Origin of the sequence: Brevibacterium sp. FAM 27836 (genome assembly GCF_051351055.1) — a bacterium.
Lineage (GTDB): Bacteria > Actinomycetota > Actinomycetes > Actinomycetales > Brevibacteriaceae > Brevibacterium.
This window is the reverse complement of sequence record NZ_CP195711.1, coordinates 25326-52264: the sequence shown is the minus strand read 5'-3', so window position 1 is coordinate 52264 and position 26939 is coordinate 25326. Positions and strand designations below refer to the sequence as shown.

27 protein-coding genes and 2 tRNA genes are annotated in these 26939 nt (G+C 66.0%); 19 read left to right on the top strand and 10 right to left on the bottom strand.

The genetic code is table 11. The features are described 5' to 3' along the window. The 4 genes from nadD to ACSE4D_RS00260 are packed head-to-tail and all read left to right on the top strand — an operon-like array spanning position 1 to position 3178. The gene (gene nadD / locus ACSE4D_RS00275; protein WP_135538543.1) at positions 1 to 606 is read left to right on the top strand and encodes a nicotinate-nucleotide adenylyltransferase; all 606 of its coding nucleotides are present in this window, start codon (positions 1 to 3) and stop codon (positions 604 to 606) included. Beyond that, entirely contained in the window at positions 599 to 2170 is a 1572-nt protein-coding gene (locus ACSE4D_RS00270) for a hypothetical protein (RefSeq protein ID WP_436326395.1), read from the top strand. Before nadD ends, ACSE4D_RS00270 begins: the two co-directional genes overlap by 8 nt. A gap of 37 nt (positions 2171 to 2207) precedes the next feature. Beyond that, entirely contained in the window at positions 2208 to 2585 is a 378-nt protein-coding gene (rsfS, locus tag ACSE4D_RS00265) for a ribosome silencing factor (RefSeq protein WP_240689652.1), read from the top strand. After that, a complete protein-coding gene (locus ACSE4D_RS00260; RefSeq protein WP_425119507.1) occupies positions 2582 to 3178 on the top strand; it encodes a histidine phosphatase family protein in 597 nt (198 codons plus the stop codon). The genes rsfS and ACSE4D_RS00260 overlap by 4 nt, the downstream gene beginning before the upstream one ends. Before the next feature lie 42 nt (positions 3179 to 3220). Here the strand turns inward: ACSE4D_RS00260 and ACSE4D_RS00255 are convergent, their stop codons facing one another. Next, positions 3221 to 4402 carry a glycosyltransferase family 4 protein gene (locus tag ACSE4D_RS00255; RefSeq protein WP_436326394.1) on the bottom strand — a complete coding sequence of 394 codons (1182 nt, stop codon included), beginning with the start codon at positions 4400 to 4402 and terminating at the stop codon, positions 3221 to 3223. Between the two features lie 122 nt (positions 4403 to 4524). Here ACSE4D_RS00255 and ACSE4D_RS00250 point away from each other — a divergent pair, with 122 nt between their 5' ends. The 6 genes from ACSE4D_RS00250 to ACSE4D_RS00225 are packed head-to-tail and all read left to right on the top strand — an operon-like array spanning position 4525 to position 10408. Then, positions 4525 to 7557, top strand: coding sequence for a DUF4040 family protein (locus ACSE4D_RS00250; protein ID WP_436326393.1), 3033 nt, complete (start codon positions 4525 to 4527; stop codon positions 7555 to 7557). Next, positions 7554 to 7886: a sodium:proton antiporter gene (locus tag ACSE4D_RS00245; RefSeq protein WP_135538531.1), complete on the top strand. Its 333-nt coding sequence runs from the start codon at positions 7554 to 7556 to the stop codon at positions 7884 to 7886. Before ACSE4D_RS00250 ends, ACSE4D_RS00245 begins: the two co-directional genes overlap by 4 nt. Further along, on the top strand, positions 7883 to 9400 hold the full coding sequence (locus ACSE4D_RS00240) for a monovalent cation/H+ antiporter subunit D family protein (protein ID WP_436326392.1): 1518 nt from the start codon (positions 7883 to 7885) through the stop codon (positions 9398 to 9400). The genes ACSE4D_RS00245 and ACSE4D_RS00240 overlap by 4 nt, the downstream gene beginning before the upstream one ends. Next, positions 9397 to 9768 carry a Na+/H+ antiporter subunit E gene (locus ACSE4D_RS00235; RefSeq protein ID WP_436326391.1) on the top strand — a complete coding sequence of 124 codons (372 nt, stop codon included), beginning with the start codon at positions 9397 to 9399 and terminating at the stop codon, positions 9766 to 9768. The genes ACSE4D_RS00240 and ACSE4D_RS00235 overlap by 4 nt, the downstream gene beginning before the upstream one ends. Continuing rightward, the gene (locus tag ACSE4D_RS00230) at positions 9765 to 10025 is read left to right on the top strand and encodes a monovalent cation/H+ antiporter complex subunit F (protein ID WP_135538526.1); all 261 of its coding nucleotides are present in this window, start codon (positions 9765 to 9767) and stop codon (positions 10023 to 10025) included. Before ACSE4D_RS00235 ends, ACSE4D_RS00230 begins: the two co-directional genes overlap by 4 nt. Continuing rightward, positions 10025 to 10408 carry a cation:proton antiporter gene (locus tag ACSE4D_RS00225; protein WP_436326390.1) on the top strand — a complete coding sequence of 128 codons (384 nt, stop codon included), beginning with the start codon at positions 10025 to 10027 and terminating at the stop codon, positions 10406 to 10408. Before ACSE4D_RS00230 ends, ACSE4D_RS00225 begins: the two co-directional genes overlap by 1 nt. Before the next feature lie 12 nt (positions 10409 to 10420). On the opposite strand, the gene ACSE4D_RS00220 is transcribed toward ACSE4D_RS00225, so the two are convergent. After that, complete coding sequence (locus ACSE4D_RS00220; protein ID WP_436326389.1) at positions 10421 to 11143, bottom strand: alpha-ketoglutarate-dependent dioxygenase AlkB family protein; 723 nt, start codon at positions 11141 to 11143, stop codon at positions 10421 to 10423. 54 nt (positions 11144 to 11197) lie between these two features. After that, a complete protein-coding gene (locus tag ACSE4D_RS00215) occupies positions 11198 to 12409 on the bottom strand; it encodes an NAD(P)/FAD-dependent oxidoreductase (protein ID WP_436326388.1) in 1212 nt (403 codons plus the stop codon). A gap of 151 nt (positions 12410 to 12560) precedes the next feature. Here ACSE4D_RS00215 and ACSE4D_RS00210 point away from each other — a divergent pair. The 4 genes from ACSE4D_RS00210 (at position 12561) to ACSE4D_RS00195 (ending at position 15756) form a co-directional block, all read left to right on the top strand. After that, positions 12561 to 12633: transfer RNA gene (locus ACSE4D_RS00210), tRNA-Ala, on the top strand. 38 nt (positions 12634 to 12671) lie between these two features. After that, the gene (locus tag ACSE4D_RS00205; protein ID WP_436326387.1) at positions 12672 to 13025 is read left to right on the top strand and encodes a DoxX family protein; all 354 of its coding nucleotides are present in this window, start codon (positions 12672 to 12674) and stop codon (positions 13023 to 13025) included. Positions 13026 to 13117: 92 nt separating this feature from the next. Beyond that, complete coding sequence (locus ACSE4D_RS00200; protein WP_436326386.1) at positions 13118 to 14470, top strand: glycoside hydrolase family 1 protein; 1353 nt, start codon at positions 13118 to 13120, stop codon at positions 14468 to 14470. After that, positions 14467 to 15756, top strand: a complete 1290-nt coding sequence (locus tag ACSE4D_RS00195; protein ID WP_436326385.1) for an MFS transporter — start codon at positions 14467 to 14469, stop codon at positions 15754 to 15756. The genes ACSE4D_RS00200 and ACSE4D_RS00195 overlap by 4 nt, the downstream gene beginning before the upstream one ends. 14 nt (positions 15757 to 15770) lie before the next feature. On the opposite strand, the gene ACSE4D_RS00190 is transcribed toward ACSE4D_RS00195, so the two are convergent. From ACSE4D_RS00190 to ACSE4D_RS00175, 4 genes are all read right to left on the bottom strand, one after another. Further along, positions 15771 to 16319 carry a YdeI/OmpD-associated family protein gene (locus ACSE4D_RS00190; RefSeq protein ID WP_436326384.1) on the bottom strand — a complete coding sequence of 183 codons (549 nt, stop codon included), beginning with the start codon at positions 16317 to 16319 and terminating at the stop codon, positions 15771 to 15773. 131 nt (positions 16320 to 16450) lie between these two features. Beyond that, a complete protein-coding gene (locus tag ACSE4D_RS00185; RefSeq protein ID WP_436326383.1) occupies positions 16451 to 17971 on the bottom strand; it encodes a 3-hydroxyacyl-CoA dehydrogenase NAD-binding domain-containing protein in 1521 nt (506 codons plus the stop codon). Next, the gene (locus tag ACSE4D_RS00180) at positions 17968 to 18879 is read right to left on the bottom strand and encodes a 3-keto-5-aminohexanoate cleavage protein (RefSeq protein WP_436326382.1); all 912 of its coding nucleotides are present in this window, start codon (positions 18877 to 18879) and stop codon (positions 17968 to 17970) included. The genes ACSE4D_RS00185 and ACSE4D_RS00180 overlap by 4 nt, the downstream gene beginning before the upstream one ends. Beyond that, positions 18876 to 19772 carry a TetR family transcriptional regulator gene (locus ACSE4D_RS00175; protein ID WP_436326381.1) on the bottom strand — a complete coding sequence of 299 codons (897 nt, stop codon included), beginning with the start codon at positions 19770 to 19772 and terminating at the stop codon, positions 18876 to 18878. Before ACSE4D_RS00175 ends, ACSE4D_RS00180 begins: the two co-directional genes overlap by 4 nt. Positions 19773 to 19933: 161 nt before the next feature. On the opposite strand from ACSE4D_RS00175, the gene ACSE4D_RS00170 reads away from it, so the two are divergent. Beyond that, entirely contained in the window at positions 19934 to 21307 is a 1374-nt protein-coding gene (locus ACSE4D_RS00170; protein WP_135538509.1) for a pyridoxal phosphate-dependent decarboxylase family protein, read from the top strand. 79 nt (positions 21308 to 21386) lie between these two features. Here the strand turns inward: ACSE4D_RS00170 and ACSE4D_RS00165 are convergent, their stop codons facing one another. Next, the gene (locus ACSE4D_RS00165) at positions 21387 to 22052 is read right to left on the bottom strand and encodes a YczE/YyaS/YitT family protein (protein ID WP_436326380.1); all 666 of its coding nucleotides are present in this window, start codon (positions 22050 to 22052) and stop codon (positions 21387 to 21389) included. Between the two features lie 156 nt (positions 22053 to 22208). Here ACSE4D_RS00165 and ACSE4D_RS00160 point away from each other — a divergent pair, with 156 nt between their 5' ends. From ACSE4D_RS00160 to ACSE4D_RS00145, 4 genes are all read left to right on the top strand, one after another. Further along, positions 22209 to 22988, top strand: coding sequence for a YggS family pyridoxal phosphate-dependent enzyme (locus ACSE4D_RS00160; RefSeq protein ID WP_436326379.1), 780 nt, complete (start codon positions 22209 to 22211; stop codon positions 22986 to 22988). A gap of 14 nt (positions 22989 to 23002) precedes the next feature. After that, complete coding sequence (locus ACSE4D_RS00155) at positions 23003 to 23962, top strand: arsenic resistance protein (RefSeq protein ID WP_436326378.1); 960 nt, start codon at positions 23003 to 23005, stop codon at positions 23960 to 23962. A 32-nt stretch (positions 23963 to 23994) separates the two neighbouring features. After that, positions 23995 to 25446, top strand: a complete 1452-nt coding sequence (locus tag ACSE4D_RS00150; RefSeq protein ID WP_135538501.1) for an AlkA N-terminal domain-containing protein — start codon at positions 23995 to 23997, stop codon at positions 25444 to 25446. Between the two features lie 82 nt (positions 25447 to 25528). Beyond that, complete coding sequence (locus ACSE4D_RS00145; RefSeq protein WP_240689648.1) at positions 25529 to 26137, top strand: methylated-DNA--[protein]-cysteine S-methyltransferase; 609 nt, start codon at positions 25529 to 25531, stop codon at positions 26135 to 26137. Between the two features lie 116 nt (positions 26138 to 26253). Here the strand turns inward: ACSE4D_RS00145 and ACSE4D_RS00140 are convergent. Both ACSE4D_RS00140 and ACSE4D_RS00135 read right to left on the bottom strand, forming a co-directional pair. Then, positions 26254 to 26326 (bottom strand) — tRNA-Ala (locus ACSE4D_RS00140). Positions 26327 to 26440: 114 nt separating this feature from the next. Continuing rightward, complete coding sequence (locus ACSE4D_RS00135) at positions 26441 to 26668, bottom strand: hypothetical protein (protein ID WP_135538499.1); 228 nt, start codon at positions 26666 to 26668, stop codon at positions 26441 to 26443. Between the last annotated feature and the right edge of the window lie 271 nt (positions 26669 to 26939).

The window sequence follows — 26939 nt, the reverse complement described above, 5'->3', positions numbered from 1 at the left end:
ATGGCAGAGCACAGACGCAGAGTCGGTGTCATGGGCGGCACCTTCGACCCCGTCCACCACGGCCACCTCGTCGCGGCAAGTGAGGTCCAAGCGACCTTCGACCTCGACGAGGTGGTTTTCGTCCCCACCGGACGGCCGTATCAGAAGGACGTCGAAGAGGTCACCAGCGCCGAACACCGGTACCTGATGACCGTCGTCGCCACCGCATCGAATCCACGTTTCACCGTCTCTCGCGCGGACGTCGACCGCCCGGGTCCGACCTACACCATCGATACGCTGCGGGATCTGGCCCGCAGCTACGGTTCGGACACAGAGTTGTTCTTCATCACCGGCGCGGACGCTTTGGCTCAGATCCTGACGTGGAAGAATGTGGATGAGCTGTTTTCCTTGGCACACTTCGTCGGGGTCAGCCGCCCCGGGCACGAACTCCATGGTGAGGGACTCCCGGTGGATCGGCTGAGTCTCGTGCAGATTCCGGCGCTGGCGATATCGTCCACGGATTGCAGACAACGGGTGATGGACGGCGCGCCTGTCTGGTATCTCGTACCGGACGGCGTCGTGCAATACATCGCGAAATACGAGTTGTACAGGAGTGAGAATGGCTGAGGAGCAGTTCACGTCACGTCGAGCCCGGCGCGAAGCCGAACGGCAGGCGGCGGAACAGGCGTTCGAGGCACGAGCGGTTCCTGAGCAGCCGCAAGAGGCCCCGAACTCTCGCGCCGATCTCCTCACCCCGGCGTCGCCGAAGAAGCCCGAGACCCCGCCGGCACCCCGTGAGGAAGCCGGCGATGCAGGCACGTCCGACACGGGTGCACCCGAGGCTGAGGGCGACCACGCCGCGAGCTCCCGCATCGATCCCGCCCCTGCGCCGCGAACCAGCCACGAACGCGGAGCCCTGGCTTCGGACTACCCGCAGGAGTCGCGGCCCCCGGTGCATGCCGAGGATCGTCTCGATCCGCAACGGGCCCCGCTGCCGCATTTCCAGTCCCGAGCCGAGAAGAAGCGCTACCTGCGCGAACACGGCCTCTCGCACTATGGCGATCTGTCGACCGGTGCCCTGCCCGTCGTCGCCGATGAGACGGAACTGGCCGAACGTCAGGCCGCCTCCGAGGGTCGACTGACCGGTCCGCTGCCCGAGATCGCCGAGGCCGGCGAGGACGCGCCTGCCGAGAGCACCCCTGCGAAGTCTTCGCCCACTGTGACAGAGTCCGCCGCGGCAGCGGCCGACGACGACGCATCCGGCGAGACGACGACCGCGGACTCCGACGCCTCCGACCCCGCCTTCGGCGAAAGCTCGGAGAGCGAGCCCCTGGCCGAACACGAATCCTACGATGCCGCCGGGTTCGGCGGAGCCACCGAGGAAGTCGCCGCACGCGACTTCGAAGCCCCGGTGACCGCCGACTCCGCCCCGCGGCCGACGACCCGTGAGAGCGAACCCTACGATGCGCTCTCGATGCCGTTCTCCGCTCTCGACGAGGACGCCGTCGACGAGTCCCCGACGACGCCGGGTACCGACGCACCGGCCGCGGGCTCGACCGAGACACCGGCTCCGGGCTCGACCGATGCCGCGGCGTCGGGCGAGACGGACGCTGCTGATTCGGCTGCCGAAGCACTGGGGAGTGAAGAACCTGCTGCGAAGGACGAACCCACTGAGAAGACCGAGGCTGGACAGTCCGAACAGGACGGGCCGGAACCGGCCTCCCGTTCGCGCCGGATGCCGATCGTCCAGCCGCCGTCGACCTCGGGCGTGCGTGTCGTCACCGCGGCCTCGGCGCAGATCCCCACGACCGACGAACCCGGCACCGCTGAGGAACCGACCGCAGCGTCGGCCGGCACCGAAACGGCGTCGGCAGACGATGCGACGAACCGTGAGGCGAACACCCCAGCTCACGAGCCCGGATCCGATGATGCGGCACGGGCACTGGCTGCGAACCCGGAGACCCGTCCCATGGACGCCGTCCCCGAAGCCTGGGCTCTGCCGAACAGCGACTACGAAGACGAGGAGACGGAGAACCCACCGGGAACCCGCATCCCCGCCAGGTCGGTGACCGGACACGACGGGCAGATCCTCATGGGGGAAGAGCCCTCGAAGATGCCCTACATCATCCTCGGGATCGCCGCCTTCTTCGCGCTGGCCCTCATTGTCGTCGCCTTCATCATGTTCCAGTGACACCACCTGCATTCCTGCATCCATGCGAAAGGATCTTGTGAGCGAGATCGCCGATTCCACTCAGCTGCTTCAGACCGCCGCGAAAGCCGCGGACGAGAAGCTCGGCACCGACATCATCGGCCTCGATGTGAGTTCCACGCTCTACATCACCGATGCCTTCCTCATCATCTCCGCCGACAACGAACGCCAGATCGATGCGATCATCGACTCCGTCGAAGAGGCCGTCCAACGCGAACACGACCGCACACCGCTGCGGCGTGAGGGACGCGGGGGCGACTGGGTCCTGCTCGACTTCGGAGAGATCGTCGTCCACGTCTTCTCCGCCGAACAGCGCGAGTACTATGCGCTGGAGCGACTGTGGAAGGACGTGCCGGTCATCGACCTGAACCTGCCCGAACCCGACGCAGACGAATGACGAAGACCGTCCTGTTCTGGCGCCATGGTCAGACCGACTTCAACGTCGAGGGGCGATTCCAGGGACAGTCCGATGTGCCGCTGAACGACACCGGTCGCGCTCAGGCCGCTGAGGCCGCCCGTAGGCTCGCCGAGTTCGCCCCCGAGCACATCGTCTCCTCAGACCTCTCCCGGGCCGCGGAGACCGCTGATATCCTCGCCTCGCTCGTCGGCCTCGCATCATCCCGTGACGCTCGTCTGCGCGAAGCCGCCTTCGGCGAGTGGGAAGGATCGACCCGCGCCGAGGTGGGCCTGACCTGGCCGTCCGAACTCGCCGACTGGGTCTCCGGTGCCGATGGCGCACCCCCGGGAGGAGAATCCCGGTCCCGATCGGGCAACCGTGTCGCCGCTGCCATCACCGACATCGTCGAATCGGCGACCGCCGAGACGATCGCCATCGTCGCCCACGGTGCCGTGCTCCGCGGGGCCGCGGAGATCCTCCTCGACATGACCGGCACCGGTCGCATCGGCGTGCTCGGCAACTGCGGGCACGGAGAGTTCGGCTGGTCCGAACGCGGATGGGTGCTGCGCAGCTGGGGCACGAACACCCGCTGAGCCCGTTCCCTGCGTCCGACGGACCGGTCGGCAATCCCGGCCTCAGCTCCTCGATTCCCGCTCGTCGGCACCGCCGATGCGCTTCGTCGCACCCGTTGTCCGTTCGGCAGCGACCGAACGGATGAGCTCGACGAGAGCCGCAGCCGAGTCGGTCCAATCGAATTTCTGCGACTGGACCAGGCCCGCCTGTGACTGCTTCTCCCAAGTTCCCGCGTCGGTGAGCCGGGTGATCGCCTCCGCAATCGAGCGCGGATCCTCCTGGTCGAAGTACACCGCCGCCGCACCGGCGATCTCATTGAAGATCGGAATGTCCGAGACCGCGACCGGAACCCCCTGCGCCATCGCCTCGATGACGGGCAGACCGAAGCCCTCCTCGCGGGATGCCGTGACGAGTGCTGTCGCCTCGTCGAGGAGTCGAGCATAGTCCTCTTCGCTGATCCCGCGATGGAACACGACCTTCGCCCGGTCGGGGATGAGCGACCGCAGCTGCGCTTCTCGGCGTCCCTCGATTCTGCTGGCGATGTGCAGGGTCCATCCCGGCAGGTGTTCGAGTGCGCGGATGAGTGCTTCGACGTTCTTGTACGGCAGGAAGGCGCCCATATAGATGAGCGTCTTCGCATCGCTGCGGTTCACGGTCCGCGTGCTCGCCGCGGCCACCTCGGCGGCGTTTGAAACCACAGCCACCGGCTTGGTGGTCAGGTGGTGGGCGGCGATGAGGTCCTTCGTCGTCTCGGACACGGCCGCGACGGCATCGGCTCGGTTGAGCAGAAGCCGCTGCGGAGTGTAGCTGAGGTGGTAGGCCCGCCACAGCAGACGGATCGGCAGCGGGAGATCGCCCGGCGGCTGCGGATGCGAATAGTAGATGAGGTCGTGGATGGTGAGGATGAGGCCGTAGCGACGTCCGAAGGAGCCCATCGTCTGCATTGTGGAGAACACGACATCGGCTCCGAGGGCGTTGAGCCTGCCGGCGACGGCGACCTCGGCGGGGGAGGTGGGGTCGTTGAGTTCGACCCATCGACATTCCGGCAGCAGGGCCAGCTGCGCCCGATCGCTGATGATGGCGGTGACGTCGATATCCGTGTCCTCGACGGCTTCGAGGAGAGCCGCGAGGAGGCACGCGCCGTAGCGGGAGATTCCGTCATGATGCGTTGTGCGGGTGAAGCGCGCGTCGAAGAACACCGACAGCCGCGACTCGGGCCGAGGGGTCATTGTGCTTTTGCTCATGGAACTCCGAGTCGATAGTCTGATTCTTCGTAAGTCTACGATAATCAGTATTCGCACATCGCGATGAAGGATCAGTGAGTGAAGGAACCATCACCTGCGTCTGCGGCCGCTGAGGGCCGGTCATGATCCTCACTCTCATCGCACTCGCCGCGCTCGTCGTCATCACCCCGGGCATCACTCGGTTCGCCGGCCGGGCGAGCGGCTGGCCGCTGGCGGTCGCCTATCTGGGCGTCGCCGCACTGTTCACACCCACCGCCGCCGAGGTGATGGCCGGGAACACCCCGGAAGCGGCCTACCCGTGGATTCCCCGGTTCGGCGTGGACCTCGCCCTGCGAGCCGACGGGCTCGGCGTCGTCTTCACCTACATCGCGCTCATCATCGGGGCGGTCGTCTTCGCCTATTCGACGAAGTACCTCCCGCACGGACGGAATACGAGCTTCTACTGGCTGATGGTGATCTTCACCTTCTCCATGGTCGCGCTCGTGCTCAGCAATGATGTGCTCGTGCTCTTCGTCTGCTGGGAACTGACGTCACTGGCCTCGTTCTTCCTCATCGCTCGCTCCGGCTCCCCCGGACAGGCACCGGCGCTGCGGACGATGTTCTTCACCTTCATCGGCGGACTCAGTCTGCTGGTGGCCACCGGAGTCATCATCGCGGTGACCGGCACGACGCATCTGAGCGAGGCGATCGGTTCCCCGGTGTGGGCGGGCCAGCCTGAGGTGACGACCGCTGTCGCCGTGCTCATCGGCATCGCCGCTATGACGAAGTCCGCACAGTTCCCCTTCCATTCCTGGCTGCCCGATGCCATGGCCGCAGCCACGCCGGTCTCGGCATATCTGCACGCCGCAGCGGTGGTCAAGGCCGGAATCTTCCTCATGCTGCGGTTCTCGCCGACCTTCCACGCCACCCCGGCCTGGAACATCCTGCTCATCACCGCTGGTCTCTTCACCGCCTGCCTGGGCGGGTGGTTCGCCCTCAACCAGCACGACGTGAAGAAGCTCATGGCCTATTCGACGGTCTCGCAGCTCGGCCTCATCACCGCCGTCATCGGCGTCGGCACCGAAGCCGCGATCGCCGCAGCCACCCTGCACGTCATCGCCCACGCCCTGTTCAAATCCGGTCTGTTCATGATGGTCGGCGTCGTCGACCACCTCGCAGGCACCCGCGACCTCGCGCGGATCCCGAAGCTCAGACGCAGCGCTCCGGCCGCGTTCGTCGTGCTCATCATCGGCTGCGGCTCGATGGCCGGGATTCCGCCGCTGCTCGGCTTCGTCTCCAAGGAATCCCTGTTCACCGCCCTCGGCGAGGCGCCGGGCGGTCCATGGGCCGGCTGGTTGGCTCTGCTCATCGCAGCGGGCGCCTCAGTGCTCACCTTCGCCTACTGTGCGAAGACAGTGTGGGGCAGCTTCATCGACGGTAGCGAACCCGAACCGCGGCAGATCCACCGGGGGTCGGCGGTCATGCTCACGGCCGCCGCAGTGCCGATCCTCGCTTCGATTCCGCTGAGCTTCGTCCTCTTCGTCTTCGACAACCCGCTCGACCAAGTGGTGCGGGCGGCGATGCCCGAATCCGCGGGATCGGTGCATCTGGCTCTGTGGCACGGTTTCACCGCCGAACTCCTCGCCTCGGGCCTCATCATCGCCATCGGCGTCGTCATCATCCTCCGCCGCTCCCGCGTGTTCGCGTTCTTCCACCGGGCCACACCGCCCTTCGACGGAGCGAACGTCATCGACGGCCTCAATGCGGGCCTGCGCCGTGTCGGTCACGGACTCGGTGTGTTCGTCCGCCCGATGAACTCCGGACCCTACCTGGCGATCTCCCTGGGCGGACTGAGCCTGCTGGCCATCTGTGCGATCCCCCTCGTGTACCCGAGTCTGCCGCCGCTCGAGCAGGGACTGAGCCGACCGGTGGACATCATCCTGCTGATCCTCATCACCGTCGCGGTGCTCGTCCTGTGCACCTCCCATTCCCGTCTGACGACCGTGGTCGCGCTCTCGGCGATCGGCATCCTCGCCACCGTGCAGATCCTCGCCCTCGGTGCTCCCGACGTCACGCTGACCCAGCTCCTCGTCGAAGCGATGACGATCATCGTCATCATGCTCGTGCTGCAGAAGCTGCCTCGCTCGTTCTGGCGCTATCCGAAGCGCAAGCAGTCCCCGCGTCTGATCCTGGCGATCATCGTCGGCGCGGCGATGACCGCTCTCACACTCGTCCTCAACGGGCGCCGGGAACGCTCCGATCTGGGCCGGTACTACCTCGACCATGCCCCCGACATCAGCGGCGGGAAGAACATCGTCAACACCATCCTCGTCGAATTCCGTGCCCTCGACACCCTGGGAGAGCTGACGGTGCTCGGCATGGCCGGCATCGCGATCGTCGCCGTGATGTCGACAGTCAAGGACAAGTTCATCGACCCGCCGGCCGAGAACATTCCCGAGCCGCCGCGGCCGCCCTGGGTGTCGATCCGCCCGAAGGGCACCACCGCCTATCGCGCCGTGCACGAGGCCTGGCCGAACGTCATCCCGCTGCAGCTGACGATCAAGGTCCTCGGCCCTCTGCTGGCGGTGACATCGCTGATCGTGTTCTGGCGCGGACACAATTCGCCCGGCGGCGGGTTCATCGCCGCGCTCATCGGTGCGGCGGTCATCGGCTTGGCCTACCTGTCCACACCGAAGGACCGGGCGATCGGTCCGCCGCGCGCGCCCCTCTACCTCATCGGTTCCGGCGTCGGCGTCGCCGTGGTCACCGGCATCATCGGTCTGCTCTTCGCCGGATCGTTCCTCAAGCCCATGCACACCGAATTCGCCGGACAGCATTGGACGACGTCGATGCTCTTCGACCTCGGCGTCTACCTCGCGGTGCTCGGACTCATGCTGCTGTCGTTCAACCTCCTCGGCGTCTCGGACTCCGCTGCGACGCCGGCCGGCGACGATGTGCTCACCAACGGCATCATCCGCCGCGACGTCGAACGCACCCGTGAACGCGCCGACGAGCTGCTCTACGGTGAGCTCAGCGGGCCGATGGAAGCCATCCGCGGAGAGCGGCCCGACCGCAGCCGCCGCAGTGTGGAGACCGCGCAGGAGAAGAAGGTGCGCGCCACCTCGACGCATATCCTCCACGGGGACCCACCCGTCGACGGAGAGGAGGAAGCATGATTCTGGCACTGACGATCGGCGTCCTCACCACCGGCGGCGTCTACCTCATGATGCAGCGGTCGATGGTCCGGGGAGTCTTCGGGCTCACCCTCATCTCACATGCCGCGAACTTCATTCTGCTCTCGGCCGGAGTCGGAGCATGGCGAGGCGAACCGCTCGCCGGCCGCAGCGGCCTGGCGGAAGCGGCCGACCCTCTGCCCCAGGCCTTCGTCCTCACCGCCATCGTCATCACCTTGGCGGTGACGATCTTCATGCTCGCCCTGGCCGTGCTCGGTCATGACGACGATCAGAAACGCAGCCCCGAGACAGGGGAGGAGCGCGACTCATGAACTCCGCCCTGCTTCTCCTCCTCATCGGGGTGCCGCTGCTCGCCTCGGCGCTGAGCGTGCTCATCACCTCACGCACCTTCGACCGGCTGCTGCTCCTGGCGGTCCCGGCCTTCGTGGCCATCAGCGGCATCGTGCTGCTCGGCCTCCACCGGTCCACTCCGGTGCTCGCACATTCGGTGGGCGACTATGTGCCCGGCCTGGCGATCGTGTTCGTCTCTGACACCTTCACCGCGCTCATGCTCGTGCTCACCTCCCTGGTCGCGTTCATCAGCTGTCTGTTCCTCATCACCACGGGAGAGGACCAGTATCGGTTCGTTCCTGCGCTCATCCTCATGATGCTCACCGGTGTCTATGGGGCCCTGCTGACCGGGGACCTGTTCAACTTCTTCGTCTTCGTCGAAGTGATGATGCTGCCGGCCTACGCTCTTATTGCCGTGACCGGCACCTGGCGCAGGCTCGGCATCGGACGGCTCTATGTCATGGTCAACCTGCTCACCTCCACGATGCTGCTCATCGGAGTCGGCTTCGTCTACGGTGCCACGGGTACGGTCAACCTCGCGGTCCTCGCCGACCAGGGCAGACCGACCGGGCAGGCGGGGATCGCCCTCGGAGTGGTGCTGCTGTCGCTGCTCATCAAAGCCGGCGGTGCGCCGTTCCACGGTTGGCTCGTCCGCACCTACCCGAACACCTCGGCGGGGATGATGTCCCTCTTCTCCGGCCTGCATTCGAAGGTCGGACTCTACGCCGTCTATCGCATCTACACCACGGTCTACGGTGAACCCGCCCCGTGGGTGAACGTGCTGCTCGTCGTCGCCGTGGCCAGCATCCTCATCGGTGCGCTCTCCGGATTCGGGCAGGCGCGCGTGCGCAACGTCCTCGGGTTCCAGATGACCGCGGGCGTCGGGCACATCCTCCTCGGCGTCACTCTGCTGAGCTCAGCGGCACTCGGGGCCGGTGCCTTCTACATGATCCATCACATGATCACGATGTCCGGGCTGCTGCTCATCATGGGGGCGGTCGAACAGACCTACGGAACGGGATCCTTCCGGAAGCTCTCCGGCCTGGCGTCCCGTGAGAGGTGGGCCACCGTGCTCATGGTCCTCGGCCTGTTCTCCCTCGTCGGTCTGCCTCCGACATCGGGGCTGTGGGGCAAGGTCGGACTCATCACCGCGGCCACGGATTTCGGCGGGGGATTCGGCTGGGTCCTCGTCGCCGCGATCGTCATCGGTGCTCTGATCAGTCTCCTGGCGCTGCAGCGGACCTGGCGCAACACCTTCTGGGGACCGCCGATGCAGACCTATCGGCCCGACTCGGCCGAGACCGGGCGTGCCCCGGCCGAACCGATCGTGCGCAGCGTGCGCATCCCTGCTCGGCTGCTCGCACCCGCCACGGTGATGATCGGCGTCTCCGTCGCTCTGTTCGCCTATCCGGAGCCTCTGCTCGACCTCACGCATCGGGCGGCGACCGGACTGCTCGACCACAGTGACTACATCCAGGCGGTGCTGACACCATGATGCGTCTCGTCCACGGAGTGTCCTACCTCGGCTTCATCGTCTGGGCCATCATCACCGGTTCGGTCACCGTCGTCGCCCGGCTCTTCCGTGCCGACTATGCGGAACCGATGATCGTCGAACTGCCGATGCGCTGCGCCACCGACCTCGAAGTCACCCTCTTCGCCTCATCGATCACGATCACTCCGGGCACCCTGGTCGCCGCGATCGCGGCCGGTACCAGCACGACACCTCCCGTGATCTTCGTCCACGCTCTGTTCGAGGATTCCGAAGAGGATGCCCTGGCCGGTCTGGTCGATATGGAGTCACGTCTGCTCGCCATGACCCGGGGCCGGGCGCCGCGGGCCGAGCCGGAAGGAGACCTGTCGTGATCGTCGTCGTCGGCATCTGCGCCGTCATCTTGGCCGCCGCCATCATCATCGGCCTGATCCGGGTGCTCACCGCGCGCGATCAGGGTTCACGGGCAGTGGTGTCCGATCTCATCTACTTCTCCGCCATCGCGATCGTCACGATGCTCGGCATCGCCGTGTCGTCCTCGGTCGTTCTCGACGTGGTCTTTCTGGCTTCGATGGTCGGCATCCTCGCGACCATCGCCCTGTCGCGCATACTCACGAGGGGGCACCGCTGATGAACGAGACTCTGGCCACCTTCCTCGTCGGGATCTTCGGCATCACCGGGTCGCTGCTGCTGCTCGGCTCCGCCCTGGCGATGTTCCGCGTCCGTGACGCTCTGTCCCGGATCAACGTGTTCTCACCGGCTACAGGGCTGGGTATGCCGCTCATCGTCGCCGCCGCCTACGTCTTCGACCTGCATTCCGCAGGCTTCTCCTGGTCATCCCTGCTCATGGCCGTCGTCGCCATGCTGTGCCTGATCATCGTGTCCTCGGTGGCCAGCAATACGCTTGCCCGGTCGACGGTGCTGTCGGGGCAGCCCGTGTTCCGCAAGACCTCTCCGAACCGGTTGGCCTTCCCACCGGAAGGCGTGATCGACGTCGAATCCGAAGAGGCGTGAAGCCGGTCGTCGTCAGTCTCGACCGGTCGTGCGCATGGTGATGTTGATCCTGCCCCCGCCGAGGTGGTCCAACCGTCCGTGGTCCGGTGCGGTTGCCGCACGGATCGACTGCACCCCATGGAAGGCGAAGCGGGCCGGCCCGCCGAAGACGAACGCATCGCCGGACGCTAAGCGGAGGTCTGTGAACGGGCGGTTGCGGGTCTCCGAGTTGCCGAACCTGAACAGGCAGGTGTCGCCGAGGGACAGAGAAACGACCGGGGCGGGATCGAATTCGTCCTTGTCCTGGTGCATGCCCATCTTCGCGTGTGCATCGTAGTAGTTCACAAGCGCCACATCCGGGTGGTAATCCTCGGGATCGAACCCCCAGACCCCGGCCGCATCCGGCCCGAATCCCGCGCTGTCGTCGACGACCTCCGTCGCCCCCTGCAGCACCTGACGGCCCAGCCGCTTCATCCAGTCGGGAAACGGCAGCACGAATTCTCTGTTGACATCGTCGGCCCGGCGATCGTAGCGTCCCGGCCGCCAGTGCCAGCCCAGTCCGATCGTCTGCACACTCATCGGGTGACCGGCGATCGCCGTGGCATGCGGCGGGACCGGACCGGCCTGCCACTCGGCGTAGCGGGCGATGATCCATGACTGCGCCTCGGGACCGAGGAAACCCGGCAGCCAGACCGCTCCGGGGGCGACGATCTCGGGCCGGCGGTCGAAGGCCTCATCAGCGAAGAGCGATTCCATGCCTACCAGGATGCCAGAGGCAGCTCCAGGGCGCGTTCCTTCGGCAGGGACGGTTCACAGCTCGCCGACCGGCACCTGCTCATCGGCCAGGCGTTCGGCTGAGACCTCCTTGCCGATGAGAGCCCGCAGCTCATCACCGAAGTCCCAGATGTTGACATTCATCGCCGCCGAGACGCGGCCGTCGCGGAGCCAGAACACGATGAATTCTCCGCCGGCCCGGTCACCGCGGATGACGACTTCGTCATCGGCGCCGCCCCGACCCACGTATTCCATGCCGAGGTCGAACTGGTCGGTGTAGAAATACGGCTGCCAATCATAGGCCTTGGACCCGCCGGTGATCGTCGAGGCCGCGACCTCGGCCTGCCGCACCGCGTTGTCCCAGTGCTCGTTCCGCAGTCGCTCTTCGCGGAGCACATTGTGCGCATTCGCGATGTCGCCGATGGCCAGGATGCTGCCGTCGGAGGTGCGCATGTGTTCATCGACGATCACCCCGTCATCGACCGTCAACCCCGCTGAGGCGGCCGGACCGGTGGTCGGATCCGCACCGATGCCGACGACAACGAGGTCGGCAGGGACGCTGCCCGCGCTCGTCTCGACGACTTCGACGGAATCGGAACCGGTGAAGGCGGTCGTCTCTGCCTCCTTGATGAACTTCACTCCGTTCTTCCGGTGCAGCTGTTCGAAGTGCTCACCGATCTCATGGCCGAGAACCGAAGACAGCGGGGGAGCGTCGGTGTGGAGGATGACGGTGACGTCGCAGCCCCGGGTCTTCGCCGCGGCCGCGACCTCGAGGCCGATCCACCCTCCGCCGATGACGGCGACTCTCTTGCCCTCGCCGAACTGGGAGCGGATGGCCACGGCATCGCCGGTGTCGCGGAGTGTGTGGATATTGCCGAGCTGGGACCCCGGAACGTCGAGTGTGCGCGGTGTCGATCCCGTGGCGAGGATCGCCTGCCCGTACTTCAGTTCTTCACCGGAGTCCAGAGTCACCGTCTGTTCGGTGGGGTCGAGTGCGGCGACGGGGGAGCCGAAGAATGTCGACACATCATGTGCTGCGTACCAGTCGTCGCCGCGCAGCGCAGACTCGGCTGGATCCGAGTCTTCGAGCATGACCTTCTTCGACAGGTCAGGACGGTAGTAGGGAGCGGCGGGATCGGCTCCTACCAGAGCGATGGACCCTGCGTATCCGGAGTCTCGCAGCGACTCGACGACGGTTCCTCCGCCGATGCCTGCGCCGATGACGACGGTTCCGAATTCCTCTGCCATAACACGTCCTTTCATAGAGGGGACCTGCTCACGACTGTACTCGTCTCACCGAGCAGTCTCCAGGGATCCGTGCCCAGGTGAGGCGGTGTTCGAACGAGGCCGTCGTCGTTTTGATCTGCGGCGGGCAGGAGGCGTAAGCTGAAGAGCGCAAGGGGCTATAGCTCAGTTGGTAGAGCGCTTCGTTCGCAATGAAGAGGTCAGGGGTTCGAATCCCCTTAGCTCCACTCGTCGTCCCGACACCAGCCGCAGAGGTGGCCCATCAGTGAAGATCCAGACAGCGATCATGGCAGGGCTGCTCGGCACGGCGGGAATCATCCATTTCGCGCGGCCGAAGCCTTTCGACTCCATCGTTCCGCCTCAGCTGGGCAATCCGCGATTCTGGACCTATGCCAGCGGTGTCGCCGAACTCGGATGTGCCGGGCTCCTGGCCGTTCCGTCTACGCGGCGCCTCGGCGGTGCCGCGTCCGCAGCGCTCATGGTCGGTGTGTTCCCCGCCAACATCTACACCGTGGTCAAACATCGGGACGAGCCGAAAGCCCGCGCGATCGCACTCGCGCGCCTGCCGCTGCAGATCCCGTTGGTCTGGATGTCGAAAGGCATTGCAGCCGGCTCCTGAGCACTGCGCCTCAGCGCATATCGGCGGCGCCGACCGGTGCTCACCCTGGTGAAGGCATTGCGGCAGTGATGCGTCCGTGACATATTCTGGTTATGGAAGACATGGATGTCGCTGGTGCGGCTGTGCACGGTCTGCGGTTCTCGGCGGCCACTGCCGCCTTCCAGATCGAAGGCGCCAGATGCGAAGACGGTCGCGGACGATCGATCTGGGATGACTTCGTCGATAACCCCGGCGCGGTGATCGACGGCAGCAGCGCAGAACCGGGACCCGACAGCTATCACCGCAGTTCAGAGGACGTCGGACTGCTTTCCGGACTCGGCGTCGACCGATACAGATTCTCGATCTCCTGGCCTCGCATCATCCCCGACGGCGGGCCCCACACCGCGGTCAACCGACCCGGACTCGACTACTACGATCAACTCGTCGACGAACTGCTCGATGCCGGGATCACCCCGGAGCCGACCCTCTACCACTGGGATCTTCCCTCACCCCTCGAAGCCGCCGGCGGGTGGCTCAACCGGGATACGGCCGACCGGTTCGGTGAGTACGTCACCGCCGTCGCCGATCGTCTCGATGATCGGGTCCGACATTGGTACACGATCAATGAACCCGCCTCGACCTCTCTGCAGGGCTATGCCCTCGGCGAACTCGCTCCCGGGCATACGATGCTCTTCGACGCTTTGCCGACAGTCCACCATCAGCTGCTCGCCCACGGACTCGCCGCAGCGATCCTGCGCGAACGCGGTGCAGTGCAGGCCGCGCCGACCATCAACCACAGCCTCATCCTCCCGGAGACTGACGCCGATGCCGACCTCGAGGCAGCCGGGATCCTCGATGTCATCATGAACCGGCTCTTCGCCGAACCGCTGCTGCTGGGCGCGTATCCCGATCTCAGCGCCTTCGGCGTCGACATGCCCATCCGGGACGGGGATATGGATGTGATCTCGGCGCACAACGAGATCTACGGATTCAACTACTACAATCCGATCACCGTCCGCGCCGCCTCCGCAGGTCCGCTGCCCTTCGACATGGTGCCCACGCCCGGGGCCCCGACCACGGGGTTCGGCCCGCAGTGGCCGATCCGGCCCGACACCATGCGCGACTTCCTCATCGATCTGCGCAACCGGTACGGTCAGGCGCTGCCGCCGATCGTCATCGCCGAGAACGGTGCCTCCTTCCCAGAACCGGACTCCGTTGCCGGGCAGATCGAGGATCGAGAGCGCATCGCCTATCTGCGTGACCACCTCGGCGCCGTCGCCGAGGCACGAGCCGCGGGAGTCCGGATCGACCAATACACCGTCTGGTCGCTGCTCGACAATTTCGAATGGGCCGACGGGTGGACCCAGCGCTTCGGCCTCGTCCATGTCGACATGCACACCGGCCGACGCAGCCCGAAAGCCTCCTACGACTGGTATCGCGAACTCATCGCTGCCGCTCGATCATGAGCTTCGGGATCGAGTCGAGTCCCGCCTCCGGTGATGGGACCGCGAAACGGGTCGGACCCGGGTGGATGGCATGGTTCACGCTGGCGTGGCTGGCGATCTGGACTGCGCAGCTCACCCCGGTCCAACTGCTCCTGCCGATGCAGCTCGATACTCAGAGCGATCACTGGATCGACGGCGTCGTCTGGTCCGGACTCGTCCTCTCCGCCGGCGGGCTGGCCGGAATCGTCATCGCCCCGATCGCCGGTCGGTTCTCCGACCGCACGCGTTCTCGTCTCGGTCGCCGGCGACCGTGGGCGATCGGCGGTTCGCTGTGTGCCACTCTCGGCCTCGTCCTCACCGGCGTCGCCGAGGGCCCGGTCAACGTCGGCGGCGCCTGGGTGATCACCTCTGTGGGCATTTCGACTGCTTCTGCGGCGCTGACGGCACTCATCGCCGATCAGCTCGACGCTCAACGGGGTGCAGCCTCGGCGGCGGCCAGCTCGGCCCAGGCCATCGGCATCGTCGTCGGCGTTGGCGCCGTCGTCCTGCTCGGCCTCGGTCTCGGCACAGCCTATGTCGTGCTCGCCGGCCTCATCGCCGTGATCGGGGTGGGCACGGCACTGCTGCTGCCCGATCCGCCGCCGCTGCACCCGGCAGTGCAGGCGCTGCATGAGCGGACATCGCTGACGAGGGCGCGGGTGTCCTCGCTCCTCGACCCGAACTTCACGCGACTGCTCGTCAGCCGCTTCATCGTCAATGTGGGCAATGCCTTCGGCACATCGCTGCTGCTGTTCTTCCTGCTCTACGGCATCGGGGTGCCGGCGGCGACGGCCGAGGACAAGCTGCTGGTGCTCATCGTCATCTACACGGTCTTCGTCGTCATCGCCTCGATCATCGTCGGGATGATCTCCGACCGCAGCGGGAACCGACGGCTGTGGACGGTGACGACCGCCCTGATCCAGGCTTCATCGGGCGTCATCATCCTCATCAGTCCGAGCTACCCGGTGACCGCGGTCGCGGCCGCCTTCATGGGGACCGGCTACGGCGCGTACATGGCCGTGAGCCTCGCATTCGCCACCGATCTGCTGCTCGACCCCGAGGACCATGCCCGCGACCTCAGCCTCGTCAACAGCGCAGCGAACCTCGGACAGCTGGTCGGACCCCTGCTGGGGGCAGGACTCGTGGCCCTCGTCGGGGGCTTCTGGCTGCTGTTCGCCTCAGCAGCTGTCGTCTCAGTCGTCGGCGCCCTGCTCACGTTCACCGTCCGCCCGAAGCAGTCGGTGCTCCGCGACCCCGCACCCGAATGAGGCCGGAGACCGGTTCAGGTCTGCCCGAGCAGCTTTCCGCTCTTCGACACCTCCGGGTCTGTGCATGATGACCTGTCGAAGCAGCAGGGTCGGCGCAGGCCCGACTCGAGCTTCGAGAGAGTGACTTCGACGCGGCGGGCCCGAGTGGCTGCGTTCTTCGTGGACTTCACCCAGCGCACCCACTCCCAACGGGCCATCGGCGTGAGATCCTGCCAGACCTCGGCCAGCGCAGGAGCATCGGCGAGCGCCGATTGTATATCAGCAGGGACGACGACCTCGGGCCACCGGCTCTGCGGAGTCAGTGTCGCGGCGACCTCGTCACCGGGGGAGAGACCGAGCCGGTTCCACAGTTCCTCGTCGAGGCCGATCCAATGACCGCGCAGACCATCGGGCTCGACGACGGTGGAGAATTCGACTCCGTTGAGCGATCCCTGCACCGCGACCTGACCGCGTGAGGGAAGCTGCCCACTGGCATCGGCGGGCAGACGCAGGATCGGGCGCTCGTTGAGCAGCTCGGCGACGGCTGTGAATGTGATCTCGCTGGTCGCTGTCGTGGTGGACATGGTGTCTCCTCTGCGGGCCTGGCCCCGTGAGTGCGGGACCGGTGTGAGCACCAGGATAACTCCGTCGAGACGCCGCGACTTCTCGAATCCTGATGACTGTGCACCTGCTGTCCCCGGTCCCCGGGGCGGCCTCAGCCGATGTGGCGCCCAGACCAGTCCGGTTGGGACTGTTTCACCTCGGCGATGCGATCGAGGATCGTGTCCGGGAAGGCCACAGCACCTCCTGCCTGTTGGTCGACGTGAAGGGCGACGATCTCCTCGGTGGCCACCAGACGCTGGTCCACGTGCATCTCATAAGCCAGGTGCAGCTTTTTCTCACCGGCACTGACCAGCTGGGGTGTCACGGTCAGCTGGGCGCCGAGAGCCACCTCGGCGAGGTATCGGATATGGGATTCGACGGTGTACAGCGAGGCGTTCGCCGTGTTTCGGTAGTCCGCGTCGAGCCCGAGCTCATCCATCACCTGATCGGTGGCGAAGCCGAAGACGAGGACATAGAACGCCTCAGACATATGCCCGTTGTAGTCGATCCACTCCGGTGCCACTTCCGTGGTGTAGCGCGCGAGGCAGGGGGAGGGCTCGGCGCTTCGAGCGCTCGATTCGGTTGCCGAACCGTTCGCCTCAGCCGTCTCCGCTGCGGTGGCCGACCCGGTCTCTGCAGTGGGCTCAGTGCCGACGGTCTCGGTTCCGGCCGTCGACAGTTGGGCGGTGAGCCGGCGCAGAGCGATGATCCCGGCATCGCGGTGTGCGACGAGATCGGCGATGGTGCGCGGGCCGGCCTCGACTTCGCAGCCGGCCACAACATCGTCGCGCAGAGCCTGGCTGAGCTCCGGGGCGGTCAGCCGCGTCCACGGCGACTTCAGCGAGGGCCCGAAGTGATCGAGCATATGCGCCATTCCACCCTCACCTCCGGCCAGATGGAAGGTGAGCATCGGCCCCTGGAAGGGCCAGCGCAGTCCCGGTCCGTCGGTGATCGAGCGGTCGATCTGCTCGACCGTAGCCTCTCCCTGCTCGACCATGTGCAGTGCCTCCCGCCACTGGGCCTCCTGGAGGCGGTTGGCGATGAAGCCCGGCACCTCGCGGTCCATCCGGATCACGGACTTGCCGATGCGAGTGTAGAAGTCGCCCGCCCAGTCGACGGCCGCCGGCGAACTCTGCTCGCCGCCGACGACCTCGACGAGTGGGATGAGGTAGGGCGGATTGAACGGATGTCCGACGACGAGACGTTCGGGGTGGACCGCCTCGGTGGCCATTTCGGTCATGCTGTATCCCGAGGTCGACGATCCGATGACGATCTCCGGGGCACACACGGCGTCGATTCGGGACAGCAGACCCCGTTTGAGGGACAGGTCCTCCGGCGCAGACTCCTGGACGAATCCGGTGCCCGCGACCGCCTCGGCGAGGTCGGTGTGAACCGACCAGGCATCACGGTCGGCGTCGGGGGCCATATCGAGTTCGGTCAGAGCCGGCCAGGCGGCGTCGAGGAGGCGGGTGAACTTCTCTGCGGCGTCGGGGGCGGGGTCCCAGATCTTCACTCGGAATCCCTGGGCAAGGAAGTAGGCGGCCCAACCGCCGCCGATGGTTCCGGCTCCGACGCAGGTGACGGTGTCGATCGACGCGAAGTCGGGGAAGGCAGGCGTGGTGGACTCGTTCACAGATCGCCTCCGGTGATGGTCGGGGTCTGGACGCGCAGGTTGAGGATCTCGCGGGCTTCGTCCGGTGTGGCCACGGCCGCGCCGAGGCTGCTGATGATCTCGACGGCGCGGGAGGTGAGGTCGGCGTTCGTGGCTTTGACGCCCTTGGACAGGTAGAGGTTGTCTTCGAGCCCGACGCGGGCGTGACCGCCGGCGAGCACGGACTGGGCGACCCACGGCAGCTGGTTTGCGCCGATGGCGAAGGACGTGAACTGTGCGCCCTTGGGCAGCATATTCACCATCGCAGCGAGCAGACCGGGGTCCGCGGGGGCGCCGTAGGGGATGCCCATGCACAGCTGGTAGAGCGGTGGGGCGTCGATGAGGCCCTCTTCGACGAGCACATTGGCGAACCACAGGTTGCCGGTGTCGAAGATCTCAAGCTCGGGACGCACGCCGAGGGTCTGGATCCGCTTCGACCCCTCACGGAGCATGTCCGGAGTCGAGACGTAGATGTTCGAACCCTCGCCGAAGTTGAGAGTTCCGCAGTCGATCGTGCAGATCTCGGGCAGCAGCTCCTCGACGTGGGGGAGACGGTCGAGGGCGTTGATGAGGTCCGTGCCCGGCATCGTGGTCAGCGGGTCCTGCGGGTCGACGACGAGGTCGCCGCCCATCCCCGCAGTGAGGTTGATGACCGGGTCGACGTCGGAGGCGCGGATGCGGCGGACGACCTCACGGTAGTACGCGACCTCACGGGAACTCTGCTTCGTCTCGAGGTCGCGGACGTGGATGTGGACGATCGAGGCGCCGGCTCGGGCGGCGGCGATCGCGTCGTTCGCGATCTCTTCGGGGGTGACGGGAACGTGTTCGCTCTTGCCCGTGGTGTCTCCGGCTCCGGTGACGGCACAGGTGAGGATGACCTTGCGATTCATGGTGACTCCTTCTTCGAATCGGTGCTTCTGTCGTGATCGGTGGTGTCGTTGGTGTGCATGATGGAACGGTCGAGGTAGGACCGCAGGCGCAGGGTGAAGGTCTCGGCATCCATCACCCCGGTGAGGACTTTGATGCCGAGCCCGTCGAGCAGCGAAGTGAGCTCATCGGCCATGGCACGGGCATCGCCGGGTCGGAAGCACCCGGTGCGCTGACCGTCTTCGAGCGTGGTCTGCACGGTTCGCGACCAGCGTTCGTAGCTGAGGGGATAGTCCTCCAGTGCTGCGTCTTCGAGGGCCAGACGCGCCCAGGTCTGCAGCCAGATCGACCACTCTCCGCGTTCGGTGCGGCCCAGCGGCGATTGCAGCGCAAGGAGCCGTTCGAGCCGCAGAGAGGGGTCGTCGATGTCGGCGAGCCAGGCGATCTGCCGGTCGAAGGCGAGCTTGACCGAATAGTCGAGAGCGGCGTCGAAGAGCTCTGCCTTGTTCGCGAAGTAGTAGTGGATGCTCGGAGTCGAGACCCCGGTCGCCTCGGCGATGTCGGCGATGCGCACGGCATCGAAGCCATGACGGCCGAACAGAGTCCACGCCGCCTCGGCGATGGTGCGCCTCGGGGTCGCTTCTTCGGGTGCGGCGGCTGCGTCGGTCGACGAATTCGGCGGCAGGGCCGAGACCTGGGATTCGTCGCCGAGGATCCACCGCACGGTCACGCCCGTGGCGGTGGCCAGGCCGAGGAGCTCCTCGGCGGTGAATCGGCGGCGCCCCGCCAGGGCCTTGGACAGTTTCGTCTCGTCGATGCCGATGGCCTCGGCGACGCGTCGTTGAGACAGGCCGCTCCAGCCGATGGCTTCCCTCGCCCGAGCCGCTGTCACCTCGGGAGGCTGATCACCACTCATGGGGCGAACCTACCTCAGATCCGACAGTGATCGCAAGTAAAAATGATTGAAAATCAAAACTTGCGATCAGCCCGTGGTTCCACCCAAAATCCCGCGCATGACGTTAGTCTCATAGACGGTGGGAGACCCCCGCCATCAACAAGCCCGACGAGGAGCCACCCATGACCGACAGTCTTCATTCCCGCATGCACGTTGTCTCCGACGAAACCCGCAACCTCGTGAATCTCGTCCTGGAATACTCCCGCCGTCGCACCTTGGCCGAGGACACTCCGCTCGACCACCCGACCTCGGAGGCCGAGCTGCGTCGTCTGGCCGGTCCCACCGTCACCGAGGAGGGGCTCGGGTCCGCGCGGGCGCTGGCGATCTTCGAGCACATCTTCGCTCCCGCCTGCATCTCGACCGACCATCCGAAGTACCTGTCCTTCATCCCCAGCGCCCCGACGAAAGCGGCCGTTGCGTTCGACCTCGTCGTCTCCGCCAGCGCCCTCTACGGCGGATCGTGGCTCGAAGGTGCCGGTGTCGTCCATGCGGAGAACGAAGTGCTGCGCTGGCTGGCCGGGGAGTTCGGTCTGCCCGAGACCGCCGGGGGAGTGTTCGTCCAGGGAGGGACCATCGGCAACCTCTCGGCCCTCGTGGCCGCACGCAATGCGCAGAAGGAGAAGCTGGGTGACAAGCGCCCCGGACGCTGGGTCATCGTGTGCAGTGCCGAAGCCCACTCGTCGATCGCCTCGGCTGCCGAGGTCATGGACGTCGACGTCGCCCCCGTACCCACCGGTGAGGACGGGATCCTCCGGCCAGCAGGGGTGAAGGAGGCGCTGCAGGAGCACGGCGATGCCGTGATCGCGGTGGTGGCCACCTCGGGGACGACGAATTTCGGCACCATCGATGACATCGCCGGCATCGCGGCGCTCAAGGAGGAGTTCGACTTCTGGCTGCACATCGACGGCGCCTACGGACTGGCCGCGATGCTCTCGCCGCAGGCACGGCACAAGTTCGCCGGCGTCGAGGAGGCCGATTCGCTCATCGTCGATCCCCACAAATGGCTCTTCGCTCCCTTCGATGCCTGCGCGCTGATCTACCGGGACCCGAACTCCGGCAGGCGAGCGCACACGCAGAAGGCGGAGTACCTCGACACGCTCACCGACGCCCAGGAGTGGAGCCCGTCGGATTTCGCCATCCAACTGACCAGACGACCTCGCGGACTGCCGCTGTGGTATTCCGTGGCCAGCTACGGGGTCGAGGCCTACAGGGAGGCGATCGGGCACTCGATCGATCTGGCGCGGCAGATCGCCACGGAGATCCGACGGCGGGAGAACCTGCGTCTGGTGCGCGAACCCGAACTCTCCGTCGTCGTCTTCGAACGCGATGGGTGGCAGCGTGGGGACTACGATGCGTGGTCGGATCGACTGCTCGAGGACCAGCGGGCGTTCGTCGTGCCCAGCTCCCATGCGGGGCGTCCGAACGCCCGGTTCGCGATCGTCAACCCGCTCACCACATTCGAGGACCTTGTCGACATCCTCGACACCATGGAGTGAACCGAGGCGGGCGGTTCCAGTCCCCTCCGGCGCAGGCCGGGATCAGCGTCTCTTCAGGAGTCAGCGCCTCTTCTGGGCTTCAGCGCCTCTGTCGGGGGCGGAGTTCGACGGTGAAGGTCGGCAGCAGCGCCTGGGTGATCGGGCCGATCCCCACCGCGTAGAGAACGGTGCCGATGCCGACGACTCCGCCCAGCGGCCAGCCGATCGCGACGACAGTGACTTCGATGAGGGTGCGCACGAGCCGGATCGACCGTCCGGTGACTCGGGCGAGTCCGGTCATCAGTCCATCACGCGGACCGGGGCCGAACTGGGAGCCGATGTACATCGCCGAGGCGAGCCCGTTGAGGGCGACACCCGCGAGCATGAGCGGAATCTGCCACCCGAGGTGATCGGGTTCGGGCAGGAACAGTCGGGTCAGGTCGAGCGCGGGCCCGATGAGCAGTGCATTGAGGACCGTGCCGATGCCCGGCTGCTGTCGCAGCGGGATCCAGATGAGGAGCACGACGAAGGAGAGCAGGGTGACGACGGTGCCGAAGGTCACCGGCACATGTCGGAGGATGCCGGCGTTGAGAACGTCCCACGGCATCATGCCCAGACCCGCATTGACCATCATCGCCATGGAGGCCCCGAACAGGTAGAGGCCGATGAGCAGCTGGGGGATGCGTCGCCACAGCCGGCCCCCGCGCAGCTGTTCGATGGGGCCGACATTGGCCAGCTGGCGTTTCGGCGTGGGTGTCGATGTCATTCGGCGGCTTTCTCATTCCTCAAGAGTCTCCCTCGTGACCCATTGTGGCCGAGATCCTCCGTGCGTGCACCGTCTGTCCACCGGAATCGTGGACGCAGGAGTATCAGCATGCGCCGTTCGCCGGTGGCTTCTGCGCCGCCTGCCTATCATGAGGACATGGGAGACAACAGCGGACTCAGTCATGACGAACAGTATTCGACGGCCGTGAGCGTCGAGGACTTCCGGACCAATATCGCCGAGGTCGAGCAGCGGATCGCTGCGGCAGCGAAGCGGGCGGGCCGGGATCGATCCGAGATCGAACTGCTGCCGGTGAGCAAGACCGTGCCGCAGGAGCGCATCCGGGCCGCTGCAGCGGCCGGCTGCCACAAGCTCGGTGAGAACAAGGTTCAGGAAGCCCACCGGAAGTCCGAGGAGATGGCCGATCTCGACATCGACTGGGCGGTCATCGGGCACCTGCAGTCGAACAAAGCGAAGTTCGTCGCCCAGTTCGCCGCCGAATTCCAGGCCCTTGACCGCCTCAAGGTCGCTCGTGCCCTCGATCGTCGGCTGCAGAGCGAGGGCCGCAGCCTCGACGTCTACGTCCAGGTCAACACCTCTGCAGAGGATTCGAAGTTCGGGATGCCCCCGGAGCAGCTGAGCGGGTTTCTCAGGCAGCTGCGCGAATTCGACACTCTCAAGGTGCAGGGACTGATGACCTTGGCGATATTCTCCTCAGACGTCGAACGCGTCCGCCCCTGTTTCCAGATGCTGCGCGAGCTGCGTGACCGCGCGCGGGACACCGACCCCGAGCTCATCGGGCCGGGGCGTCTGTCGATGGGGATGTCCGGCGACTTCGAGGTCGCCATCGAAGAGGGCGCGAACTGTGTGCGAGTCGGCCAGGCGATCTTCGGCAGGCGTTCCGTTCCCGATTCCCACTACTGGCCGGAGAACGGCTGAGAGCCGAGATCGGTTTGTCGACATCGGCCCAGGCCGTCTGGTGGGTGGGCGGACTCGCCCTCGGTGTTCTGCTCGGGGCGGGACTTCCCGCTCTCGGGCACGCCGCCGGTTGGGCGGTGACACCGTGTCTCATCGTGCTTCTCTTCCTCACCTTCCTCGAACTTCCGTTCGAAAGGGCGGCGAAAGCCTTCGAGGATGTCCGGTTCCTGGCAACCGTGGCGGTCCTCAACTTCCTCGTCGTCCCGGTCCTCGTGGCCGGTCTCGTCGCTGTCTTCGACATCGACGAGCCCATGCTGCTGGCCGCGGTCGTCGTCCTGCTGTGTCCGTGCATCGACTACGTCATCGTCTTCACTCGCGCCGCCGGCGGTGCGTACGAGCATCTCCTCGTGCTCACCCCGGTGCTCACGGTCGCTCAGCTCCTCCTCCTGCCCGTGAGCCTGTGGGCCATCACCGGCGGTGATCTGAGCGCCGACCTGCCGGTGGGCGCACTGGTCTCGGCGCTGTTTCTGTTCATCCTCGTCCCTCTCACCGCAGCGATCATCGTCCGTTCGATCTCGCGACGCGCACTGCGCGTGAAACGGCTCGTGAAGGCCTCCTCGTCGCTGATGACCCCGGTGATGACTCTGACGCTTCTGGTCATCACCGCCTCATCGACGCCGCTGATCGTCAGCGCGATCGCTCAGCTGACCACCGTCGCCATCGTCTTCGCGGTCTTCGCACTCGTCATCGGTGCCCTCGCGTGGGCGGTGACTCGCGCGTTGGGCTTCGGGGCCCGACAGGCACGTTCGGTCGTGCTGTCGGCCGTGACGAGAAATTCTCTCGTCATGCTCCCGATCGTGCGAGCGGCCACCGGCGACGGCATCGGACCGGCGACTGTGGTCACGCAGACGCTCATCGAACTGCTGATCCTCCTCCTGCTCGTCCGCGTGCTCCCGAGGCTCATCCCCGACACTGCCATGTCTGAAATCCGCTAGTATTTGTCACCTGCGGCGACCAGAATGGGAGCATGCTCACCACCGATCAGTGCTATCAGGCGGTCACCTCCCGTGACAGACGCTTCGACGGCATGTTCTTCACTGCGGTGCACACCACCGGGATCTTCTGCCGACCGTCGTGCCCGGCCAGAACCCCGAGACGGGAGAATGTCGACTTCTTCATCAGCGCCGCGGCCGCCGCCGAAGCGGGCTTTCGCGCCTGCAAACGGTGTCGACCCGATGCCAGCCCGAATTCCCCCGAATGGGACACCCGCGGTGATGTCGTCGCCCGGGCCGTGCGCCTCATCCGCGAAGGCATCATCGACTGCGGGGGAGTCGAGGCCCTGGCCGCGGAACTCGGCTACAGTTCCCGACAGCTGTCTCGCCTCATGCACGAGGAGCTCGGCGCCGGACCGCTGGCGCTGGCCCGGACCGAACGGGTGCGCACGGCCAGGACCCTCATCGAAGCCACGGCGCTGCCGATGAGCGAGATCGCCTTCGCCGCGGGATTCGCCAGCATCCGTCAGTTCAACGACACCTTCCGAGACATGTATTCGATCAGCCCGCGAGAGCTGCGCACCACAGGATCTGACCGTGCCGTCGCCGACCAGCTGGTCCTCCGCCTCGCCTACCGTCCGCCCTTCGACTTCGAGTACCTCCTGGCCTACCACTCCGTGCGTGCCGTGCCGGGAATCGAGACCGTTGCCGACGGCGCCTACTCCCGATCCATGCGCCTGGCACACGGCCCGGCGGTCATCACGCTGAGACAGGCAGCCGGAGACTTCGTCGAGTGTCGACTGCGACTGGCGGACACCCGTGATCTCGGCAGTGCCGTGGCCAGGGCCAGGCGGATCCTCGATCTCGATGCGGATCCCGTGGCGGTCGCCCAGACTCTGCGCGCGGCAGGACTCGGAACTCTCATCGACCGGCATCCGGGGATGCGTTCGCCCGGACACTGCGATTCCGTCGAACTGGCCGTGCGCACGGTCCTCGGCCAGCAGATCTCTTTGGCCGCGGCACGCACTCATCTTCAGCGGCTCGTCGCAGGGGCGGGGGAGCCCCTTCCCGAGGAGCTGCGGACCGACTGTGTCGATCGACTCTTCCCCACAGCCGAGGCGATTGCCGCGGTCCCCGCCGACGACTGGGCGCTTCCGGCCTCGCGCATCCGCACGATCCACGCCCTCGCGACAGCCCTGGCCGAGGGGCGCCTCGACCTCGGCGCCGGCAGCGATCGGGAAGCGGCGAGCCGGGATCTGCTCGCCCTGCCGGGGATCGGACCGTGGAGCAACGGGTACATCCGGATGCGCGCACTCGGAGATCCCGATGTCTTCCTCGGCTCCGACCTCGGAGTGAAGAAGTCCGTGGCCGAGCTCACCGAATCGGCTCCGGCAGGCGATTGGGCGGACGTCGTCGCCGCCTGCAGCCCATGGCGCTCCTACCTCACTCATCTCCTGTGGGCAGGACACGCCCAGGCGCAACACTGACATCGCAGACGACCGGATCGAAATGACAGACGACGAGACCGACTCGACTCGCCCACCATCCTTGAAGAAGGGACGAGAGACCATGACTTCTCAACACACGATTCAGCAGCAGACCACGACCAAGTCGACGACGACCACCGGGCCGGACCAGACAGCCTCGATCAGCGGTCCACTCGAGCTGCCGATCGCCTCGGTGCCGGTGTATTCGACGGTGCTCGACTCGGAGCTCGGACCGATGCTGGCCACCTCGGACGGCATCCACCTCACGGGCGTCTACCTCGATGTCTCCGAAGCGACCATCCAGCGCCTGTGCAAAGCCTTCGGAGTCGAGCCGACTCCGAACGACGAACTCGAGATCTTCACCCGCACGGCCACCCAGCTGGGGGAGTACTTCGCCGGCGAGCGGACACAGTTCGACCTGATGCTGGCCGCTCGGGGCACCGAATTCCAACGCTCGGTGTGGCAGGCACTGACCGAGATCCCCTACGGCCGGACCGTCGGGTACGGGCAGCTGGCAGCGATGCTGGGCAGACCGAGCGCGGCCCGGGCGGTCGGCGCGGCGAACGGGAAGAATCCCATCAGCATCATCGTGCCGTGCCACCGTGTGATCGGTGCCGATGGTTCACTCACCGGCTACGCCTGGGGCGAGGTGAAGAAGCGACACCTTCTCACCCTAGAAACCCCCACCTAATTGCTACCTGGCGGGGTCCCAGCCACCTGGCGCCAAGTTGCTGGGACCCCGCCAGGTAGCAATTAGGTGGGGACGACAAAGGGCCGAGACCCTTTCGGATCTCGGCCCTTCTGCGGTGGAGGTAAGGGGATTCGAACCCCTGACCTTCTCCATGCCATGGAGACGCGCTACCAACTGCGCCATACCCCCGCTTGCCTGAACAATATTACCCAGATGTGGGTGTCAGGCCAAATCGAGAGAAGGTGACGCTGCCCACACTCCGGTGCAGGCGGCTCGAGTCCGGTGGGCTCGAGCCGCCTGCTCTCAGATGTAGGGCTTGACCTGGCTGAGGTAGCGAACGATGTCACGCTCGCGCAGTTCGCGGATTCGTTGGTCGCGAGCGTGCGCCTTGAGACGTGCGGCCTGTTTGCGAGCGGACCTCTCTGCACGAGTCTCAGCGGTGACGGCTGGACGACGTGCCCAGCGGATGAGTTTCATCCCAGTGCTCAGTGCCCAGCGGCGCGGATAGGTGGACGGAAATGCGGTCGACACAATTCTTCCTCTGTGATTTCAGACAGGGATATCTGCAAAAAGGCAGGAGGTATCCCGAAATGGCGATCAATGAATGCATTCGCAAAAGGCGTCGCTGATCGGGTCACGCTAATCGAGCTGCGCTATTCGCAATGAATGCGATGAATGCGGACTGTTCGGTCGCAAGGGGGACGTGTTCCAGGATTCCGATTGAGCATGCTCACGACCGCAGAGCAATCGTGAGCCCACGACGGTCTTGGACGAAATACGGCCAGGGTCGTCAAGCGGCAGC

Coding starts and splice junctions, on each gene's coding strand:
- ACSE4D_RS00180 (WP_436326382.1), bottom strand. CDS start 18,879: ATGAATCGCAAGGTCATCCTCACCTGTGCCGTCACCGGAGCCGGAGAC.
- ACSE4D_RS00190 (WP_436326384.1), bottom strand. CDS start 16,319: ATGTCCACCACGACAGCGACCAGCGAGATCACATTCACAGCCGTCGCC.
- ACSE4D_RS00145 (WP_240689648.1), top strand. CDS start 25,529: ATGACTTCTCAACACACGATTCAGCAGCAGACCACGACCAAGTCGACG.
- ACSE4D_RS00165 (WP_436326380.1), bottom strand. CDS start 22,052: ATGACATCGACACCCACGCCGAAACGCCAGCTGGCCAATGTCGGCCCC.
- ACSE4D_RS00235 (WP_436326391.1), top strand. CDS start 9,397: ATGATGCGTCTCGTCCACGGAGTGTCCTACCTCGGCTTCATCGTCTGG.
- ACSE4D_RS00240 (WP_436326392.1), top strand. CDS start 7,883: ATGAACTCCGCCCTGCTTCTCCTCCTCATCGGGGTGCCGCTGCTCGCC.
- nadD (WP_135538543.1), top strand. CDS start 1: ATGGCAGAGCACAGACGCAGAGTCGGTGTCATGGGCGGCACCTTCGAC.
- ACSE4D_RS00170 (WP_135538509.1), top strand. CDS start 19,934: ATGACCGACAGTCTTCATTCCCGCATGCACGTTGTCTCCGACGAAACC.
- ACSE4D_RS00270 (WP_436326395.1), top strand. CDS start 599: ATGGCTGAGGAGCAGTTCACGTCACGTCGAGCCCGGCGCGAAGCCGAA.
- ACSE4D_RS00250 (WP_436326393.1), top strand. CDS start 4,525: ATGATCCTCACTCTCATCGCACTCGCCGCGCTCGTCGTCATCACCCCG.
- ACSE4D_RS00225 (WP_436326390.1), top strand. CDS start 10,025: ATGAACGAGACTCTGGCCACCTTCCTCGTCGGGATCTTCGGCATCACC.
- ACSE4D_RS00160 (WP_436326379.1), top strand. CDS start 22,209: ATGGGAGACAACAGCGGACTCAGTCATGACGAACAGTATTCGACGGCC.
- ACSE4D_RS00220 (WP_436326389.1), bottom strand. CDS start 11,143: ATGGAATCGCTCTTCGCTGATGAGGCCTTCGACCGCCGGCCCGAGATC.
- ACSE4D_RS00215 (WP_436326388.1), bottom strand. CDS start 12,409: ATGGCAGAGGAATTCGGAACCGTCGTCATCGGCGCAGGCATCGGCGGA.
- ACSE4D_RS00150 (WP_135538501.1), top strand. CDS start 23,995: ATGCTCACCACCGATCAGTGCTATCAGGCGGTCACCTCCCGTGACAGA.
- ACSE4D_RS00195 (WP_436326385.1), top strand. CDS start 14,467: ATGAGCTTCGGGATCGAGTCGAGTCCCGCCTCCGGTGATGGGACCGCG.
- ACSE4D_RS00255 (WP_436326394.1), bottom strand. CDS start 4,402: ATGAGCAAAAGCACAATGACCCCTCGGCCCGAGTCGCGGCTGTCGGTG.
- ACSE4D_RS00260 (WP_425119507.1), top strand. CDS start 2,582: ATGACGAAGACCGTCCTGTTCTGGCGCCATGGTCAGACCGACTTCAAC.
- ACSE4D_RS00245 (WP_135538531.1), top strand. CDS start 7,554: ATGATTCTGGCACTGACGATCGGCGTCCTCACCACCGGCGGCGTCTAC.
- ACSE4D_RS00175 (WP_436326381.1), bottom strand. CDS start 19,772: ATGAGTGGTGATCAGCCTCCCGAGGTGACAGCGGCTCGGGCGAGGGAA.
- ACSE4D_RS00200 (WP_436326386.1), top strand. CDS start 13,118: ATGGAAGACATGGATGTCGCTGGTGCGGCTGTGCACGGTCTGCGGTTC.